Origin of the sequence: Halosimplex litoreum, from assembly GCF_016065055.1 — an archaeon.
Lineage (GTDB): Archaea > Halobacteriota > Halobacteria > Halobacteriales > Haloarculaceae > Halosimplex > Halosimplex litoreum.
The window spans coordinates 1,705,912-1,722,991 of the sequence record NZ_CP065856.1 but is presented as its reverse complement, the minus strand read 5'-3'; the positions used below and the strand labels follow the sequence as shown (position 1 = coordinate 1,722,991).

Sequence of the window (17,080 nt, the reverse complement as noted above, 5' to 3'; positions counted from 1 at the left end):
AGTCGGCACAGACATTCTCGGGGCGAACTGGTCTGTTCCCAGAATCCTGACCTGGCAGTTCGATAAAGTAATTGTTTTAGGGGTGTGATTGGCAATAAAACGAGATTCAGATGCCGTTCAACCTACTTTCAGCGGCGATGATCGGACTGGCGGTAGTATTGTTCTACATCGGTATCGCGGCAATCACGCGCCCGGAAGACGTCCTCGACTGGCAGCTCGCGTACGATTCTGCCACGATGGAGATGCCGTCCTGGCTGGGTAAATTCGTGGTCGCAATGGGAATTCTGACCGTCGGCGGTGGTTTCATGCTACTCGCGTTCGGGGTGTTGCTTCTCATCGCCTGAGACCGGTGTCCCGAGGCGTTGCCGTTCGCGGGGTTCCTGCGGGTTCCCCGGATAGGAACTGCTCGTTCTATCGTGAGTGTGAACTGTCATGTGCTAAGGGCTGGAGGACATGGTTGCGTTCGTTACAATGATCTCTCACTTCCTATTGGCGTGCTTCTTCGGCCTTGGGATTCCCTTGCTGGTACTGTGGGAAGAAACCGTGAGACGACCGGAAGATTTGTCGGGTTTCGTATATAGACACTATCCTTCGTACTCGGGCCCGACCACGACGTATCTTGTACTGACGAAGATCGTGGGTATCCTCTCCGTGGCGGGTGGCATGCTCTGCGTTGGCATGGGGATTCTACTTCTGATGGGTGCGCTGTCGTACCTCGTGGAGGAGACCAAACCAGAGCACGCGTCCCGTGCGAGATCGCGAAGAAATTGGGGAAATCGTTCTGGAACCAGCCTCTAGACGGCCGCCTGCTCGCCGTTGGCTAGTACCTGTAGCAACGTTTTAGACTGCTTCGACAGGGTGAACTGCAGAGTCTGGGGGAGCTTTTCACTGCCGCCGTTCTTCCCGTTGGCTTTGCCCTTCCCGTTTCCGCCACCCTCGTCGAGGCTCTGCAGTTGCTCTCGGAAGGCTTCGATCATATTGATAGCAGGGTTAAGATCCCTGTTCGCTGCATCCTCGTCGCCGTGTCGGGCGCTGTCGCGAGCGGAGACGACTTTGCGACGCGCGTTCTCGAGTTTCTTCGACAGCGCGTTCGCGATACCGTGGTGGACATCGCCACCCTCGATGCGCGACAGGAGTTCGTCTATCATCTGGACGGCGTCGGTGAGATACTGCGGTTTGTCGCGGACCGTTATCGAGAGGTTTGTCCGGCTGATCGTCGAGTCGCTACTCGACTCGATTGTGAGATCTTGGGGTCCCGTGGCGTTCCCCGAAACGGTCAGCGTCACGTCACTGCGAGCGCCCCCGGAGAGATCGCTTGAGAGGCCGGACCGGTCCGAGACGGCGATGCCGTCTGATGTCTCGACGGTACTTTCGATGCCGGAGATCTGTTCGTCACCGACGTTCACGAGAACCCCAGTCACCGCGACTGTGCTTCCCTTCGGGACAGTGTCCGACACTGGAGAGAACGAGACGAGCTCAAGCATCCCCTGCACGTCCGCTTCGTGCACGGCCGACTCTGCCTCCGCGGCTGCGTCGTGGTACTGTGTTTCCCTCGCTCGCAACTGGGCGGCCTGCTCTCGCAACGTTTCGACGTCGGCCTCGTCTGACGTCTCGAGGGCAGCAGCGCCATGTGCGAGGAAGGCGGGGCGGCTCATTTCGGTCCCCACACTGGCCTGCATTAGTGCTTCGATGCGTTCCCCCGCGGATTGTTCCGAAACGCTTCCCGAGAGCTCAGCTGCCCGTCGCGTCAGGATTTCTTCGTCAACCTTCGCATCCGCGTAGGCCGCCGTCAGTTCGCCCAGCGTCTCCGTAGCGGCGACTGGGTCAGAATCGATCGCCGATTCGAACGTATCGAGCAAGTTGATTACTTTTTCGCTTGGCATGAGTTAGGCACCCCCTCCGGTTACGTCGAGCGAGGAACCGGTCCTGATCTCCTCCAGAGCGACGTCGTGTTGTTTTCTGAAGCCGTTTATTCCGTTGACTGCAGAGATTGCAGCACCGCCGGAGAGGAACCCTGCAGCAATGTCGAAGGTTATGCCGACCGCGGTGGCTATCGGAGCGACGAGCCCGCCTGTAAATATCGCGAGGCCGTACCCGGCTATCTCGAGCATCGGCCCGAGAAGCCCTGCGGCCTCTGCCAGCCCGCGGAAGGTGTCGACATACCCATCTGTCTTCTGTGCGAGGGCGGCCACCTCCCCCCGACGGTACTCGGCACGGTCCATCGCTGACTGACGAGGTCCGGAGATGTCAATCCCAGCTGTCCGGTCAGGATTGACCTTGTTCGTAAATTCGGTGAGCGCACTCGGAACCGAACGATGCGATTCCCACGGATAGAACGGCTCACCGTTGAAGATAGCGCTGAGTACCCATTCATAGGCTATTTCAACGACTGGGGCGACAAGTTCGTCTCGTTTCTTGCTCAGGCGCCCGGCGTTTATGCTGGTCGATTCTGCAATCTGATACAACCTTGTTGCGATGTCGTCGACTCTGATGAGGAGGTCGTTCAACAGATAGTCAGACTCGGAGATCGGCCCGCGTCCGAGGAGCCACTTTAGGGTTTTATATATCGAGCCTTCAGAGCCGACGCGGATCAGCGACTTCACCGAGGCGGGCGCAACTGCTTTTAATAGTTTTACCGGTAGCTCGAAATACCCAATCGCTGCGAACCCGAAGTTGGTGACCGCGTCGATGATGGACTTGCCCATGAGCTCTACGAAGTTGTAGTCCTTCTCCAGTGCCGTTTCGCGCCCGGGAACGCCGAACTGGGTATCCGAGGCCGGCCGTGGCTCACCGGGCAACGCCCCGGCAATGGTCATCTCGGTCATCGACTCACTGAGCTTGAGCCGGTCGATGGCGTCGCGAGCGCGCGCACCGGTGATGTCTCCCGCGGAGGCGGCACGCTGGAGTTCGTTGAGCGCCGCGTTCGCCTCGGCCGTCTCGTCGATGAAGCCATCCGATGTCGACTGCAGGTACGACGCGTAGTCCCGCTTCTCCTGAATCGTCGGGCCGAGATCGACGGGTTGATCGCTGCTCGTCTCACCGCCGACCACCAGGACCTGTGCCGCACCGCCGAACTGATCGGTCGCCGAGTATTTGGTCATCGAACTCCCGTCGTACTGATAGACGGTCGCCACGCCGTCGTCGCGATAACTACCTTCGTATTCGACGGCGTTGTGTCCAGTCCCAACGTACAGATTGCCACCGCGCGTCCGGAGTGCCACGACGCTATCGTCGAACGAGTGGATCTGCGTTGAGGAGCCACCGGATTCGTAGCGACGGAGCGCACCGTTGTTTTCACCCAGGTAGAGTGCGCCGTCGTATGGCTCGAGTTCCAGGATGCCGCTGTACCCCGAGTCGTACACCTCGTTCCACGACCCACCGTTGCGTTTGTAGAGCCGGCCACTCCACGCGCTCGCGTAGAGGTCGCCGTCGAAGGCAGCAAAGTCGTAAATACAACTCCCACCCTGGTCGGCCTCTTCCTGGAACGAATCCCCGTCGTAATAGCCGAACACGTCGTGGAGGCTATCCCCGAGGAAGAGCTTTCCGTCGTAGACGTACGAGGCGCTGAATCCGTACCAACCAGAGACGGAGATGTCGACCTCCGACCAATTTGAGCCATCGTATTCGTGGAGCGTTGCGTCGTCGTAGGACGTTCCGGCGAAGAGCGAGCCGTCGTACACTCCGAGTGTGGCCACTTCGTTCTGGAGGCCGGAGGCGACTCGCTCCCAGCGCCCGTCGGCGTAGGCGTACACCTGCCCTTCTCCCCTATCCTGATTGTTGTCCGTACTGACGCCGGCGTACAGGGTGTTTTCGTAGGTGGCGAGGTCGGTGACGGTCGCCGGATCGCTGAGAATCGTCTCCCCGACTTGCTCCCACCCGTCGCTGGTATTCTCGAAGACTTCCGCAGGCCCACTCGTTCCGAGATAGAACGAATCGTCCGTGTTCACAGATGCTGCCGTTGCACCCTTGGAACCCAGTGCAATCCCACTTATTCCAATAGCGGACCCTTTGATGAAGGACCGCCTCGTTTTCCGATTTGCCACAAATGTAATCCAAATACTGTCCAATTTATATATTTCGATTTAACTTTACTACAAACTAAATAGTAATTTAGAATTCTATTGGTTAGACGCCATCTTCGATCCGAGATTCACCCCAGGGTCAGACATCCTGATGGGGTAAGTGACCGATAGTCGGTAAGATCTCAGTGGGTGGCTAGCCCGGGTCAGTCGTCCGCGATTGCCGTCGGCGTCTCGTCTTCGGTCGGTCGACCTCGCGCCAGGTCCCGCGGACGGACGGGAGGTACGCGACTACGGACGCGACGACGTTCGAGACGGTAAAGCCAAGCCAGGTGTCCCGCGATCCCAGGGAGAACGCGAACACGTCGCCGACGAGGTTGAGCGCGCCATCGAGGACTCGCTCGGCGTCGTCTCGGTCACGCTCGAAGACGGGCAGGTCCTCCCGGGCGGCGGCGCCCCCGAGGCCCACCTCGCCCTCGAACTCCGTGACTTCGCCGACTCCGTCGGCGGCCGCGAGCAACTGGCCGTCGAAGCCTTCGCGGACGCCATCGACGTCGTCCCGCGAACGCTCGCCGAGAACGCAGGCCTCGACCCGATCGACTCGCTGGTCGACCTGCGTAGCCAGCACGACAAGGGCAACCACAACGTCGGCCTCGACGCCTACACCGGCGACACCGTCGACATGGTCGAGGACGGCGTCGTCGAGCCGCTCCGCGTCAAGACCCAGGCGGTCGAGTCCGCGACCGAGGCCGCGGTCATGATCCTCCGCATCGACGACGTCATCGCGGCCGGTGACCTGAAGGGCGGCGCCACCGGCGGCGACGACGACGACGGCGGCGCGCCCGGCGGCCCCGGCGGCGCGCCCGGCGGCATGGGCGGCGGCATGGGCGGTATGGGCGGCGGCATGGGCGGCATGATGTAGAACCCACTTTTTCGCTCGGGGGTGCTCGCGAGCACCCCCGAGCGAAAAACTTGGGGAAAAAAGCCGGACGCTCACTCCGTTCGCGCCCGGTGAATCGCGCGCCTTCGGCGCGCGAATGCTTACCCGTCGACTCCCGTACTGCCTTCGACCGCTGCGGCCCCTCCCGAACAAGGCTTCCGCAGTTCGCGATTCTCTCCGTTTTCGGCCGGTGAGCGACTGCTCGGCAAGTGCTGGAAAGCTTATGGTGAAGCGACACAATCCGCGAGTATGCGCGATGTATCGCTCTCGCTCGCCGACCGGGCCGCCGCGTTCGGGGTGGCGGTGCTCGCGGTCGGCGTCTATCTCCACTGGGGACAGGATCTCGTCGGGACGCTCGGAGCGCGACCGCCCTGGGACCTGAACGGATTCTATCCCGGTCGGGCGCTGGTGCTCGTGCCGCCGCTGAGCTACGGTCTCGTTCGCGCGAGCCGTTCCCTCCCACGGATCGAGGTGGGGGTTCTGTGCGTCGCGGCGTTCCTCTGCGTCGCGTACCCACCGGTCAGGTTGCTGGAGGCACCGGGCGGGTACACACCGTACTACGGGTTCTTCCTGACGACGCTGAGCGGCCTCGCGTTCGCGGTCGCGGCCACCGCGCGCTACGCGGAGGCGTTCGGGATCGACTCCCCGCCGAGCGGCCGAGCGGCCGCGGTCGACGGGCAGCCGTGAAACCGCCCGAATATCGTTCCGTCACTCGCCGCCGACCGCGTCGAGGTCGTTCCGGAACCCCTCGACGGCGTCGTAGCGCTTCATCTTCTCCCGCGCCATCGCTTTCCCGAGGACGCTGTCGAGTTCCTCGGGAACGGCGTCACCGACCGCGCTGGGCGCGGGCGGGCGGCCGTCGAGGACGCCCTCGCGGATCTCGCAGTAGGTGCCGCTGTAGGGCGGGTGGCCGGTGAAGAGGTAGTAACAGGTCGCGCCGAGGCCGTACACGTCGGTCGCGGCGTCGACGCGGCCGAAGTCCGTGTCGAAGTACTCCGGCGCGGCGAAGCGGGGGTCGAGGTAGTTCGCGGGCTGGAAGTACTCGCGGAAGGCGTGCATCAGGCCGACGTTGTCGAGCATCGGCCGCTCCAGGCCGGTGAGGGCGTCGCCGCGGAAGACGACGCTCCTCGGGTCGATGCCGGCGTGGACGGTGCCGTGGCGGTGACAGTGAGCGACCGCGTCGGCCAGTTGCTCGGCCTGAGCGAGTGCCTCGTCGACCGGCGGGCGGTCGCGGTCGGCCAGCGACTCGTCGACGGGCTGGGTGGCGACCCACGGCCGCGGGCGGTCGCCCCACTCGAAGAGGTCGACGACGCGTTCGCCGTCGGCCAGCGCCCGCCAGCGGCTCAGCCGCTTCGTCAGATCGGCGGCGAAATCGAGGCGGTCACACTCGTCGGGGCGCTCGAACAGTCGCGTCGCGACGCCGCGCTCCTCGTCCTCGTCGACGGCGCGACACCGATACCCCGTCGCGAACCGGTCCTCACAGCCCTCGGCGACGGCCGAGAGGCTGTCGAACGTACTCAGGGCGCCGATAGCCGCGAACGTCTCCGGCGTCTCCGGCGCGTCGGTGCCGATGGTGGGCGTCCGCTCGTCGGTACCGGTCGGCTCCGTCGGCGTCTCGGGGCCTCTGCGGGCCGGTTTCGCGTCGTTCTCGTCGAACTCGGGATGGGTCGGGTGCGTCTCGGGGACCGCTTCCGGGGGGCTGTCCCGCCGAGGCGGTCCGTCTGGGTCGACGGGTCGCTGGTGGACGCCGCCGCGCCGGTTCGAGGGGCGAACGATCCGTCGCCCGTCGCCCAGGTCCGCGACCGCCGTTTCGCCGACACCGCCGTCGGTTTCGACGCGCTCGGCAGGGGGGCCGTCGCTCGCCGTCCCGGTCGGATCGGGCGACGCTCCGGGGGTCGACCGGCCGTCGCGAGGGCGTCCGTCACCACCCCGTTGCCCGCCGTCGGCGTCGAGCGCGCCCAGCGCCGCGGCGGAGTCGACCGCGTCGGCGACGCGCCCGGGGTAGCTCCCGCGCAGGTACGAGAGCACCTGGCCGACCTCGAAGGGTTCGGCGCCGCCCTCGCGGTCGCTCCAGGCGGCGAGTTGTTCGGCGAGGTAGCCGACGGCGGCGGGCTGGTCGTCGGCCAGCGCACAGAGCGTCCACGCGGCGCCGATCCGGACGGCGGTCGCGTCGTCGCCGAGGGCCGAGAGGAGTTCCGGGACGAGGCGGTCGCTCCCGCCCGCGGCGCGGGCGACCGCGCGGAGCGACTCGTCGGTGCCGGCGCCGTCGCCGACGACCAGCCCCACGAGCACGTCCCGGACGTCCCGGTCGGCCGCGCCACCGCCGCCCTCGACGGTGACCGGTCGACCGGCCGAACCCCGGCTGTCCATACCCGTGAGAAGGCCACTCACGGCACATGAATACCCGTCAGACCGTCGTCAGACGGGCCGCTGACGGTCGTTTCGGAAGCGGAAAACGGAGCCGGTCTCCGCGGGCCCACACCCGATGGAGACCACGCCGCCCGAACGGGCGGGTGGGGTCGCTCGCCGTCGCGCTACTCGGTGTCGAGTTCGAACTGCTCGTGCTCGGAGGCGGCGTTGAGCACGACGCTCGTGTTGGACTCTTTGATCTCGGGGTCGACGAGCAGCTCCTTGATGTGTTCGTTCATGCCGTCGGTGTCGGTGAACTTGCCGATGGCGATGATGTCGTAGTCGCCGGTCACCTCGTAGACGGAGATCATCTGGTCGTGGCCGCGCAGCGAGTCGGTGACCTCCGGAAGCGCGTTGCCCTCCACCTTCAACTGGAGGACCGCGGTCACGTCGTAGCCGAGCTTGTCGTAGTCGACTTTCGGGGTGTAGCCCTCGATGATGCCGTCTTCCTCCAGGTCCGAGAGGTGGTTCGACACCGTGGTCACAGACACGTCCAGATCCTCGCCCAGGCTGCGTAGGCTCGCGCGCCCGTCACCTAGCAGGGCATTTACCAACTTGCGGTCCAGATTTTCGTACGTCATTACGTCCACAGACGACACCGGGGCATTAGAATTTTACGAATATGCAATTCCGTCTCTCGAAGGGGAAGATTTGCGCAGATGGATAGGGTTTTAATAATAGGGGCACACCCTTCTGGTGTCGATCAACATGACAAGCGAAAACGCGAAACCGGACGGGGGTCTCTCCGCCGAGGCACAGGACGTGCTCGACGAGATCGAAGCGAAGAACGTCGACTTCCTGCGCCTGCAGTTCACGGACATTCTGGGGACAGTGAAGAACGTCTCGGTACCGGCCGACCAGGCCGAGAAGGCGTTCACAGAGGGTATCTACTTCGACGGCTCGTCGATCAACGGCTTCGTCCGCATCCAGGAGTCGGACATGCGCCTGGACCCGGACCCGTCGACCTTTGCCGTCCTCCCGTGGCGCAACACGGAGGAGAGCGCGGCCGGCCGTCTCATCTGTGACGTCATCGACACCTCCAGCGGCCAGCCCTTCTCGGGCGACCCGCGCGGGGTGCTCAAGCGGGCCATCGAGCGCGCCGAGGACATGGGCTACACCGTCAACGCCGCGCCCGAGCCCGAGTTCTTCCTCTTCGAGGAAGACGAGGAGGGTCGCGCGACGACGAAGACCAACGACGCCGGTGGCTACTTCGACCTCGCGCCGAAGGACCTCGCTCAGGACGTGCGTCGCGACATCATCTACGGACTGGAGGACATGGGCTTCGATATCGAGGCCTCCCACCACGAGGTCGCCCAGGGCCAACACGAGATCAACTTCACGTACGACGACGCGCTGTCGACGGCCGACAACGTCGCCACCTTCCGCGCGGTCGTTCGCGCCATCGCCGCCGAACACGACCTCCACGCCACGTTCATGCCCAAGCCGATCCCGCGGATCAACGGGTCGGGCATGCACACCCACCTCTCGCTGTTCACCGAGGACGGCGAGAACGCCTTCCACGACGACGACGACGAGTTCAACCTGAGCGAGACGGCCAAGCAGTTCACCGCCGGCATCCTCGACCACGCCGAGGCCATCGCCGCCGTCTCCAACCCGACCGTCAACTCCTACAAGCGACTCGTTCCGGGCTACGAGGCGCCCGTCTACGTCGCCTGGTCCGACCGGAACCGCTCGGCGCTCATTCGCAAGCCCGCCGCGCGCGTCCCGGCCGCCTCCCGTATCGAGGCTCGGTTCCCGGACCCGTCGTGTAACCCCTATCTCGCCTTCGCCGCGCTCATCCACGCCGGCCTCGACGGCATCGAGCGCGAGCTCGACTGCGACGACCCCGTCCGCGAGAACATCTACGAGTTCGACGAACAGAAGCGCGAGGAGTACGGCATCACCACGCTGCCGTCGAACCTCGGCGAGGCGCTCGACGCCCTCGAGACCGACGAGGTCATCCAGGACGCCCTCGGCGAACACGTCTACGAGAACTTCGTCGAAGCGAAGAGCCAGGAGTACGACGACTACCGCGTCGACGTCTCCGACTGGGAACTCGACCGCTACCTCGAGACCTTCTGAGGACCCGGACCGACGCCGACCCACACCGTATCGCTTTGGGACCGCCCGCCGCGTCCGGCGCCCTGGCGCCGTAGCGGGCCCGGCTCTCGACTCGCGTTTCGCTTCTCATCAGTCGCATCTCCGTCCCGGTGGCGCGCCCGCCCGCCGACCCGCCCGCTCACCGACAGGTCACCGTCGCATTTATACGCTCGTACCGGCTCTGTCCCCCCAACGGACGGTCGGTCGCCACCTACGGCGACGGAGAACGTGTGAAGATACTCTCGTGTAACGCCGGTTACCTGCTCGATTACGACGGATCGCTTCGCGACTACGCGCTGAAACCCCACCGGGGACTGCTCGGCGACGACGCCGCCGAACAGCGCGCCACCGAGCGCCTCGTCGACGTGATCGCCGAGGAGCACCCCGACGTGGTGTGCCTGCTCGAAGTCGACCAGGGGTCGGCCCGCACCATGACGGAGGGGCAGGTCACCCGCCTCGCCGAGGCGCTGACCGATCGCGGCCTGGCCTATCACGCTCGGGCCGACGCCAAGTACGGCGACGGTAACGTCCTCGGCCGGCTCCCCGTGCTCTCGCACCTCTCGAACGGCCTGCTCGTCCGCGACGACATCGACGCCGTCATCGAGGCGCACTACCTGGAGACCGGGCCCAAGCGCCTGGTCACGGAGGTCCGCATCGGCGACCTGTCGATCTTCGCGGTCCACCTCGCGATGAGCGGCCGTGGCCGCCGCAAGCAGCTCGACGAGATCGCGGCCATCGTCGCCGAGCGCGAGCGCGTCGTCGTCGCCGGCGACTTCAACGCCTACGACGGCCTCGACGAGGTCGAGTCGGCGCTCGAAGAGACCGGACTCGTCCTCCACAACCCGGGGGAGACGGTCCCGCCGCGCCCGCTCGACTCGCTGGTCTCCGAGACTCGCACCCTCGATTTCTTCCTCGCCTCCCCCGACATCGAACCCACCCGCTGTGACGTGATCGACGTGCAGGTCTCCGACCACCGACCCGTCGTCATGGCGTTCGACAACGGCGGGGTGTGAGACCGAACGGGTGTGACCCCGGACGCGAGCCCCCTCGTCGGCGGCGCCGAGACGCCCTACGAAACCCGAAAGCTCAAAGCCGCGGAGAAGCCCACACCACACACGATGACACCGACGCTGCCGGGTGACGCCGACGAGTGGGCCGACCGGCTCCAGGCGCGACTCAACGACCGCGAGTCCTTCGCCGAGGCCGCCGCGGGCTTCGACGCCACGTTCCGGTTCGCCATCCTCCCCGACGACCGCTACGACGGCGACCCCGTCGTTCTCACCGTCGTCGTCGCCGACGGCGCCTGCGTGGCCGCCCGCGGGCACGACCCCGATGCCGACTACGACTTCGGACTGGCCGGCCCCTACGCCGTCTGGGTCGACCTGCTGGAAGACGACCTGGACATCACCGAGGCCGTCATGGGCGGCTCCCTGGAGTTCGAGGGCTCGGAGATGGAGCTACTGAGCAACCGCGAAGCCGTCACCGAACTCGTGCGGGCCGCCCAGAACGTCGACGCCGACTTCGCGTACTGAGCACGGACGCCGACCGTCGCTGGGAAGTACGGAGACTGAAACGGTTAAGGCCCGGCCGAGTGGAGGCGGAGACGTGATAGACAAACTCGGCGCCGCCGGGATCGTGGGCATCCTCGTGATCCTGGGCGGTATCGGACTCATCGCGTCGGTGGAACCGCTGATCGCCGCCGGGATCGGTCTCGTCGTCGCCGGCGTCGGCCTGATACTCTACGGCGTCGTCACGAACGTCCTCGCCTCCTTCGGCATGGGCGGCATGGTCTGAGGGCGGGGACCGACCCAGTCAGTCGCTCTCGCCGCGGTCGCCGGCGCGGTGTTCGCTGATGAGTCGGTCGACCATCTGCGCGTTCTGCTCGCGTTCGCGCTCCTCGGCGCGGTCCTCCCAGTCCTCGATGGCCGCCTCGACCTCGCGCTCGCGGGCGACGGCCAGTTCGTCGACCTCCTGGACGGTGACCATGTCGGCGGGCGCGACCGGTACGTCGTGTTTGAAGAGGATCTCGTCTGCGATATCCGAGAGGCCGCCGTCGCGGAGGACGATCTTGGGATCGACGTCGACGATCTTGTCGGCGGTCGAGGCACCGGCGCCGGAGGCGTCGCGGAACAGGATCACGTCGTCCTCGGCGAGGCCGAACCGCTCGTCGGCGTCGTCGATGGCGTCGCTGGTGAACTGCTCGACGACTTTCACCGGCGTCAGCCCCTCCTTCTTCTCGGAGATGTCCGCGAAGTTCGAGTGGTCGAGCTTCCAGAGCGCCTTCAGCCGTTCGAGTTTCCCCTCGAGTTCGTCGACGCGCTCCTCGCGTTCGTCGACCTCGCCCTTCAGACGGCGGTTCTCCCGCTCCAGCCGGGTGACCTCTCGGTCCTTGCGGGCCTCGATGCGGGTCTCGCTGCGCGCCTCGGTGAGCTTGCCTTCGAGATCGTCGATTTCGGCGTCTTTCTCGTCGATCGTGTCTTCCAGGCTCTCGACGTGGGACTGCAGCTGGGCGACCTGCGATTCGAGCTGTGAGATCCGCTTCTGTTCGGGGGACTGTTCGTTGTCGGGCTGGTCGGACTCCTCGGGGGCCTCGCCACCGTCGTCGCGCAGGTCGTCGAGGACCGTCTCGACGCTCTCCTCGCCGGCGACGACACGAGCGACGACTGGCCCCACTTCCTGGCCCGGGGGGACCTTCGCGGCGATGCGCTCGAACTGGTCCCTGTGGGCGTCGAAGGCGCCGAAAGCGGCGGCCATGGCGTCGCGCTCGTGGTCGTTGTCGTAGCCCTCCTCGCGGGTGCGGTGCTGTTTCACGTCGACCGGGAGGTCCCGGTCGGGCGTCCAGCCTGCGGCGTCGAACGAGCGGCGCAGTTTCTCGACTGTCGAGGGCATCGGCGTCACGTCGGCGGCGACGATGACCGGTCGTCCCCGTTCGACGATCCACTCGGTGACCTCGGCGCTGTCGGCGGTTCTGGTGCTCAGCACGTCCAGCACCTCGCCGTCGAGGCCGACGATCGCGACCGCCGTAGTCGTGCCGGGGTCGACGCCGACGACGACGTGGTCCCGGCGCTTGGCGAGCGGGCGGAACTCGATGCCGTCCCGGCGGACGCGCTCGACCTCGACGCGTACGTCGCCCGCCCGCTCGTTCGAGACGGGGATGTCCCGGGGGCGGCCCTCGACGGTGAAGACGGCGTTGGAGAAGCCGCCGTACTTCTCGGTCTCCTCCCGCTCGAAGTCGAGGCCCGCCTCCTGCAGGTCGGACTCGACCTCCCGGGTGCGCTTCTTGACGGATCCGTGGATCCGGCGCGTGTAGCGGTCCTCGGACCAGCCGCCGCCACCGCCGGTCGAGCGACCACGGGACACCTTGACCTCGGTCTCGTCGGTAAAGGCGGAGACGACTTGGCCGACGTTGTTGGCGGCCAGGCGGGCGGCGGCCTCGGCTTCCTTCATCGGGTCCTTGCCGTAGGGCACGTCGTGGCGGTTGGCGACGCGCGAGAGCGGCTCCGGGCGTTCGGCGCCGGTGACCTGGACGAGCGTCGTCTCGTCGGGCAGTTCGCCGAGGAAGTGGACCAGCGCGTCCTTGTTCTCGGCGAGTTCGTACATGTTGTCGGTGGCGACGATGGCGGGTCGCTCGTCGCGGATCAGCCGGCGGAGCTTCCGCCGGGAGACCACGTCCCGGTCGACGTGTTCGCCGTCGAACGCCACCAGCGCGTAGGACACGTCCCCGCGCACGTCGCCGCTCTGGACGTCCACCCCGAAGACGACGGCGTCCAGCGCACTCGTACGGGTGCTCACACGCACGCGTATGCAATCTGCGAATATAAACCCGGCGCGGATCCCGACCGCTCGACGGGGAACGGAACCGACCGACTGCGCCGCCGCGTCGTCGTGGTCGTGCGGGCGCTCGGTGCTGGCGGGATCACGGTTGCCCGGTCAGAGATGCTCCTTGCACGTCCCGGAGAACGTCGCCAGCGGCAGGTCCGCATCGGAGTCGACGCTGACGAACAGGCCGGAGAACTCCCCGACGGCGAAGTGGAAGGCGGTCAGGTCGTCGAAGCGGTGGATCGAACAGTGCAGGTCGCCGGCGGCGAACAGCTCTTCGAGGTGGCCCCGGCCCAGCCCCTGGAGGACGAGTTCGTCGTGGACTCGCTCGGCCTGCGAGCGGACCCGCTCTTCCGCGCCGGGCGCGACGTAGACGGGGTCGTAGCCGTCCCGGTCGTACGTGGCCACCACGCGGAGGTCGTCCCCGGCCAGCTCCCGGAGGGCCTCGACCAGCGCCCCCTCGTCATCGATTACCATGCCCTACACCTTTCGAGCCTCGCATTGTCAAAGTAGCGGCCGTCTGAGCGCCCCAACGAGCGTCGACGAGGACCGCGAGCTTCCGAGAGCGGGCGTTTTACGTCCGGTCGCGCCATCGGTCGGCTATGGAGTACACCACGCTCGGATCCACGGGCATGGAGGTCTCGAAGGTCTGTCTCGGCTGCATGAGCTTCGGCAGCCAGGACAGTTGGATGCTCGACGAAGAGGAGGGTCGCGAACTCGTCGAGCGGGCCATCGACCTGGGAGTCAACTTCTTCGACACCGCAAACACCTACTCGGCGGGTGAATCGGAGGAGATCCTCGGCGACGTGCTCGCTCACTACGACCGCGACGAGCAGGTCGTCGCCACCAAGGTCCGCTTCTCGGGCGCGAAGGACCACCGCAACGCCGAGGGGCTCTCGCGGAAGACCATCGAGCAGGAACTCGACCACTCGCTCGACCGGCTCGGCATGGACACCGCCGATCTGTACCAGATCCACCGCTGGGACTACGATACGCCCATCGAGACGACGCTGCGTGCGCTCGACGACGCCGTCCGCCGCGGCAAAGTACGGCACATCGGCGCCTCGTCGATGTGGGCCCACCAGTTCCAGGAGGCTCTGCGGGTCAGCGACGAGGAGGGGCTGGCCCGCTTCGAGACGATGCAGGACCTCTATCACCTGACCTACCGCGAGGAGGAACGGGAGATGTACCCCGTCTGCGACCGGGAAAACGTCGGCGTCATCCCGTGGTCGCCGCTGGCGGCGGGCTATCTGACTCGGCCCCACGAGGAGTTCACGTCGACCGACCGCGGCGAGCACGAGATCGACTACGGGACGCCCTACCACGAGGGCCCCGGCAGCGAGGAGATCAACGGACGCGTCGAGGAGCTGGCCGACGACAAGGGCGTCACGATGGCGCAGATCGCCCTGGCCTGGCAGTTCCAGAACGACAACGTCGACGCGCCCATCGTCGGCACGTCGAGCATCGAGCACCTCGAAGCGGCCGTCGAAGCCCTGGACGTGTCGCTGTCCGATTCCGACGTGGAGTACCTCGAAGAACCGTATCACCCGGTTCCCGTGTACGGCCACGAGTAGTCGAACGGCGCCACCGACATCCTTTCGGCCGACTCGCACGGAGAGACCGACGTGTCCGACCAGCCGCCGAAGACGCGAACCCTCTCGACGGGCCAGGAAGTCGCCGTGCCGCTGGAGACCGAGGCCGAGGCGACGGCGGTCGTCGTCACGGCCGACGCGGGCGCGGTCGCCGAGCGGCTCCCCGAGGGGCTCGCACCGCTCAGAATCGCTCCCGGCCGGTCCGCGGTCACTCTCCTCTCGGTCGACTACCGCCGGATCGGCGACGACGCGATGGCGCCCTACGAGGAGTTCGGCGCCCTCCTCGCGGCGACGCCCGCCGCCGGCCCCGTCCCCGAACTCGGCGCCGTCCGTCGCGGGCTCGCCCGACCGGCGGGAGCGCTCGGCGGATACGTCGCCGCGCTCCCGGTCACGACCGAGCCCGCCCGCGCGCTGGGCGTCGAGATCTGGGGGTATCCGAAGTCGGTCGCCGACGTCGCGATCACCGACCGCGGCGACCGTCGGCGGACGGCAATCGGAGGCGAACGAGGTCACGTCCTCACGTTCGAGACGCCGTGGAACCCGCGGTTTCGGACGACCGTCGAGGCGACGAGTTACACCGACGGGACCGGGACCGGCGGCGACCCCGGCGGTCGGCTCCGAGCGCAACCGCTCGAACTGTCGGGGGCGTTCGGCGCCCGCCCCGTCGCGGGATCGTACGCGCTGGGCGGCAATCCGCTGGCCGACCGCCTGCGCGGGCTCGGGTTAGGTCGGTCGCTCGGGACGGTCGCGTTCGAGGGCACCTTCGTCATCGGCGAGGGCCGACCCCTGATCTGAGGTAGGTGGAGCGGTCCGCGGCGGCCCCGTTCGCTCGCCGTCCCCGCCGACGGGGAGCAGGACCCGGGCGAGGACCGAGGGGCGCAGCAGGGCGGTCGGCGGCCGCTCCAGTCCGACGACCGCCTGGTAGGCCGCGGCGACGGCGCTGTCCTCGTGGGCCCGCCGGAGCAGGCGGTCGAAGTACCGCTCGAACAGCCGTTCGGTCGCCGAGGGCGAGTCGTCGGTCGCCGCGAAGCCGCGGTCGGCGCCGACCGCCAGCTGCCAGGGGGTGTCGAGCACCGGCGCCACGCCGTCGAAGAAACGAGGGCCGAGGCGGTCGATGCCGCCGTCGGCCAGCGCCCGGTGGAGTACCAGCGCGTCGAGGGCGGCGACGGACATCCCCTGGCCGTAGACGGGGTTGAAGCTCGCCAGCGCGTCGCCGGTGACGACCAGCCCCTCGGGGAACCGGTCGAGCCGCTCGTAGCGGCGGCGCAGGCTCGCGGGGAAGGGGTAGCGCGTGACGCCGTCGGAGACCCACGAGCGCGTGGCCAGGAGGTCGCCCACCAGGTCGACCGGCAAGTCCGCGGCGAACTCGAGGACGGCCGCGCGGTCGACCGGGCCGCCCTCGGCGCCCATCTCGGCGAGGATCACGTCCCATCGGTCGCCCTCCACGGGGATCAGCGCGGCGCCGCTGGTCCGCGGCGGGTCCGGCGGCACGCTGACCAGCCGGCGGTCGCCCGGCGGGCGGTCGATCCGGACGGAACTGTATCGGAGGTCGATCTCGACGCGGTCGGTCGGCGGGGCGTCGTAGCCGGCGTCGTCCAGCCACTCCGGCGTCCGGCTGGCCCGGCCGGTGGCGTCGACGACGAGGTCGGCGGCGAGCGACTCCGTCGGCCCGTCGCCGTCGCGGACGGTGACACCGGTTACGGCGCGGCCGTCGTCGTCGGTCCGGTAGTCGACGAACCGGCAGGGGCTCATCAGCCGGACGGCGTCGCGCTCGCGGAGACGGCGGCGGACGACGTGCTCGAACAGCGGTCGGGTGGCGCAGTAGGTCGGCGTCCGCTCGGTGCCGGGAGCCACGAACCCGCCGCGCTGGTACTCGAGGAAGCTGCGTGTGGTGTCGACGACGAGCCCGCCCGCGCGGACCAGCTCCTCGCCGAAGCCGACGAACAGATCTTCGAGGACCGCCTGGCCGGCCGTCAGCAGCGCGTGGGGGTGGCTCGTCTGGGGCGCACCGTCGCGGGCGACCGGCGCGTCGGGCAGCGGGTCTCGCTCGACGACGACGACCTCCTCGAAGCCGTCGGCGAGCACCCGCGCCGCGCACAGCCCCGCGACGCTCCCGCCGAGGACGACCGCCCGACCGCCAACGTCACCGACCCGGTCGGGGTCGTAGCGGTCGACGTTCGCGAGCGTCACCGCGAACGCAC

The 17,080-nt window shown here is 67.1% G+C and carries 15 protein-coding genes and 1 pseudogene; 9 read left to right on the top strand and 7 right to left on the bottom strand.

Annotated elements, in window-relative coordinates; translation table 11 throughout:
* Positions 1–110: 110 nt before the first annotated feature.
* Entirely contained in the window at positions 111–344 is a 234-nt protein-coding gene (locus I7X12_RS08580; protein WP_198063411.1) for a hypothetical protein, read from the top strand.
* Between the two features lie 450 nt (positions 345–794).
* Here the strand turns inward: I7X12_RS08580 and I7X12_RS08575 are convergent, their stop codons facing one another.
* Positions 795–1,883 carry a COG1361 family protein gene (locus I7X12_RS08575; RefSeq protein ID WP_198063410.1) on the bottom strand — a complete coding sequence of 363 codons (1,089 nt, stop codon included), beginning with the start codon at positions 1,881–1,883 and terminating at the stop codon, positions 795–797.
* 3 nt (positions 1,884–1,886) lie between these two features.
* On the bottom strand, positions 1,887–3,947 hold the full coding sequence (locus I7X12_RS08570; RefSeq protein WP_198063409.1) for a hypothetical protein: 2,061 nt from the start codon (positions 3,945–3,947) through the stop codon (positions 1,887–1,889).
* 421 nt (positions 3,948–4,368) lie between these two features.
* On the opposite strand from I7X12_RS08570, the pseudogene I7X12_RS08565 reads away from it, so the two are divergent.
* Positions 4,369–4,941: pseudogene (locus tag I7X12_RS08565) on the top strand (TCP-1/cpn60 chaperonin family protein); the annotation flags it as partial.
* Between the two features lie 267 nt (positions 4,942–5,208).
* The gene (locus I7X12_RS08560; protein ID WP_198063408.1) at positions 5,209–5,646 is read left to right on the top strand and encodes a hypothetical protein; all 438 of its coding nucleotides are present in this window, start codon (positions 5,209–5,211) and stop codon (positions 5,644–5,646) included.
* Between the two features lie 21 nt (positions 5,647–5,667).
* Here I7X12_RS08560 and I7X12_RS08555 read toward each other — a convergent pair whose 3' ends face one another.
* Positions 5,668–7,329 carry a hypothetical protein gene (locus tag I7X12_RS08555; protein WP_198063407.1) on the bottom strand — a complete coding sequence of 554 codons (1,662 nt, stop codon included), beginning with the start codon at positions 7,327–7,329 and terminating at the stop codon, positions 5,668–5,670.
* A gap of 164 nt (positions 7,330–7,493) precedes the next feature.
* Positions 7,494–7,949, bottom strand: coding sequence for an HTH-type transcriptional regulator Lrp (gene lrp / locus I7X12_RS08550; protein ID WP_198063406.1), 456 nt, complete (start codon positions 7,947–7,949; stop codon positions 7,494–7,496).
* A 127-nt stretch (positions 7,950–8,076) separates the two neighbouring features.
* Here lrp and glnA point away from each other — a divergent pair, with 127 nt between their 5' ends.
* The 4 genes from glnA (at position 8,077) to I7X12_RS08530 (ending at position 11,262) form a co-directional block, all read left to right on the top strand.
* Positions 8,077–9,450 carry a type I glutamate--ammonia ligase gene (gene glnA, locus I7X12_RS08545; protein ID WP_198063405.1) on the top strand — a complete coding sequence of 458 codons (1,374 nt, stop codon included), beginning with the start codon at positions 8,077–8,079 and terminating at the stop codon, positions 9,448–9,450.
* Between the two features lie 248 nt (positions 9,451–9,698).
* Entirely contained in the window at positions 9,699–10,481 is a 783-nt protein-coding gene (locus tag I7X12_RS08540) for an endonuclease/exonuclease/phosphatase family protein (protein WP_198063404.1), read from the top strand.
* Between the two features lie 12 nt (positions 10,482–10,493).
* The gene (locus I7X12_RS08535; protein ID WP_232343117.1) at positions 10,494–11,000 is read left to right on the top strand and encodes an SCP2 sterol-binding domain-containing protein; all 507 of its coding nucleotides are present in this window, start codon (positions 10,494–10,496) and stop codon (positions 10,998–11,000) included.
* 73 nt (positions 11,001–11,073) lie between these two features.
* On the top strand, positions 11,074–11,262 hold the full coding sequence (locus I7X12_RS08530; RefSeq protein ID WP_179910188.1) for a DUF7470 family protein: 189 nt from the start codon (positions 11,074–11,076) through the stop codon (positions 11,260–11,262).
* Positions 11,263–11,280: 18 nt separating this feature from the next.
* Here I7X12_RS08530 and I7X12_RS08525 read toward each other — a convergent pair whose 3' ends face one another.
* Both I7X12_RS08525 and I7X12_RS08520 read right to left on the bottom strand, forming a co-directional pair.
* Complete coding sequence (locus I7X12_RS08525; RefSeq protein ID WP_198063403.1) at positions 11,281–13,260, bottom strand: DUF460 domain-containing protein; 1,980 nt, start codon at positions 13,258–13,260, stop codon at positions 11,281–11,283.
* 138 nt (positions 13,261–13,398) lie between these two features.
* Positions 13,399–13,764 (bottom strand): hypothetical protein, encoded by a 366-nt coding sequence (locus I7X12_RS08520; RefSeq protein ID WP_232343115.1) that lies wholly within the window; start codon positions 13,762–13,764, stop codon positions 13,399–13,401.
* 125 nt (positions 13,765–13,889) lie between these two features.
* On the opposite strand from I7X12_RS08520, the gene I7X12_RS08515 reads away from it, so the two are divergent.
* Positions 13,890–14,861 carry an aldo/keto reductase gene (locus I7X12_RS08515; protein ID WP_198063402.1) on the top strand — a complete coding sequence of 324 codons (972 nt, stop codon included), beginning with the start codon at positions 13,890–13,892 and terminating at the stop codon, positions 14,859–14,861.
* 51 nt (positions 14,862–14,912) lie between these two features.
* Entirely contained in the window at positions 14,913–15,674 is a 762-nt protein-coding gene (locus tag I7X12_RS08510; protein ID WP_198063401.1) for an acetoacetate decarboxylase family protein, read from the top strand.
* On the opposite strand, the gene I7X12_RS08505 is transcribed toward I7X12_RS08510, so the two are convergent.
* Positions 15,603–17,069 carry an FAD-dependent oxidoreductase gene (locus tag I7X12_RS08505; protein WP_198063400.1) on the bottom strand — a complete coding sequence of 489 codons (1,467 nt, stop codon included), beginning with the start codon at positions 17,067–17,069 and terminating at the stop codon, positions 15,603–15,605. The genes I7X12_RS08510 and I7X12_RS08505 overlap by 72 nt on opposite strands.
* Positions 17,070–17,080: the final 11 nt, after the last annotated feature.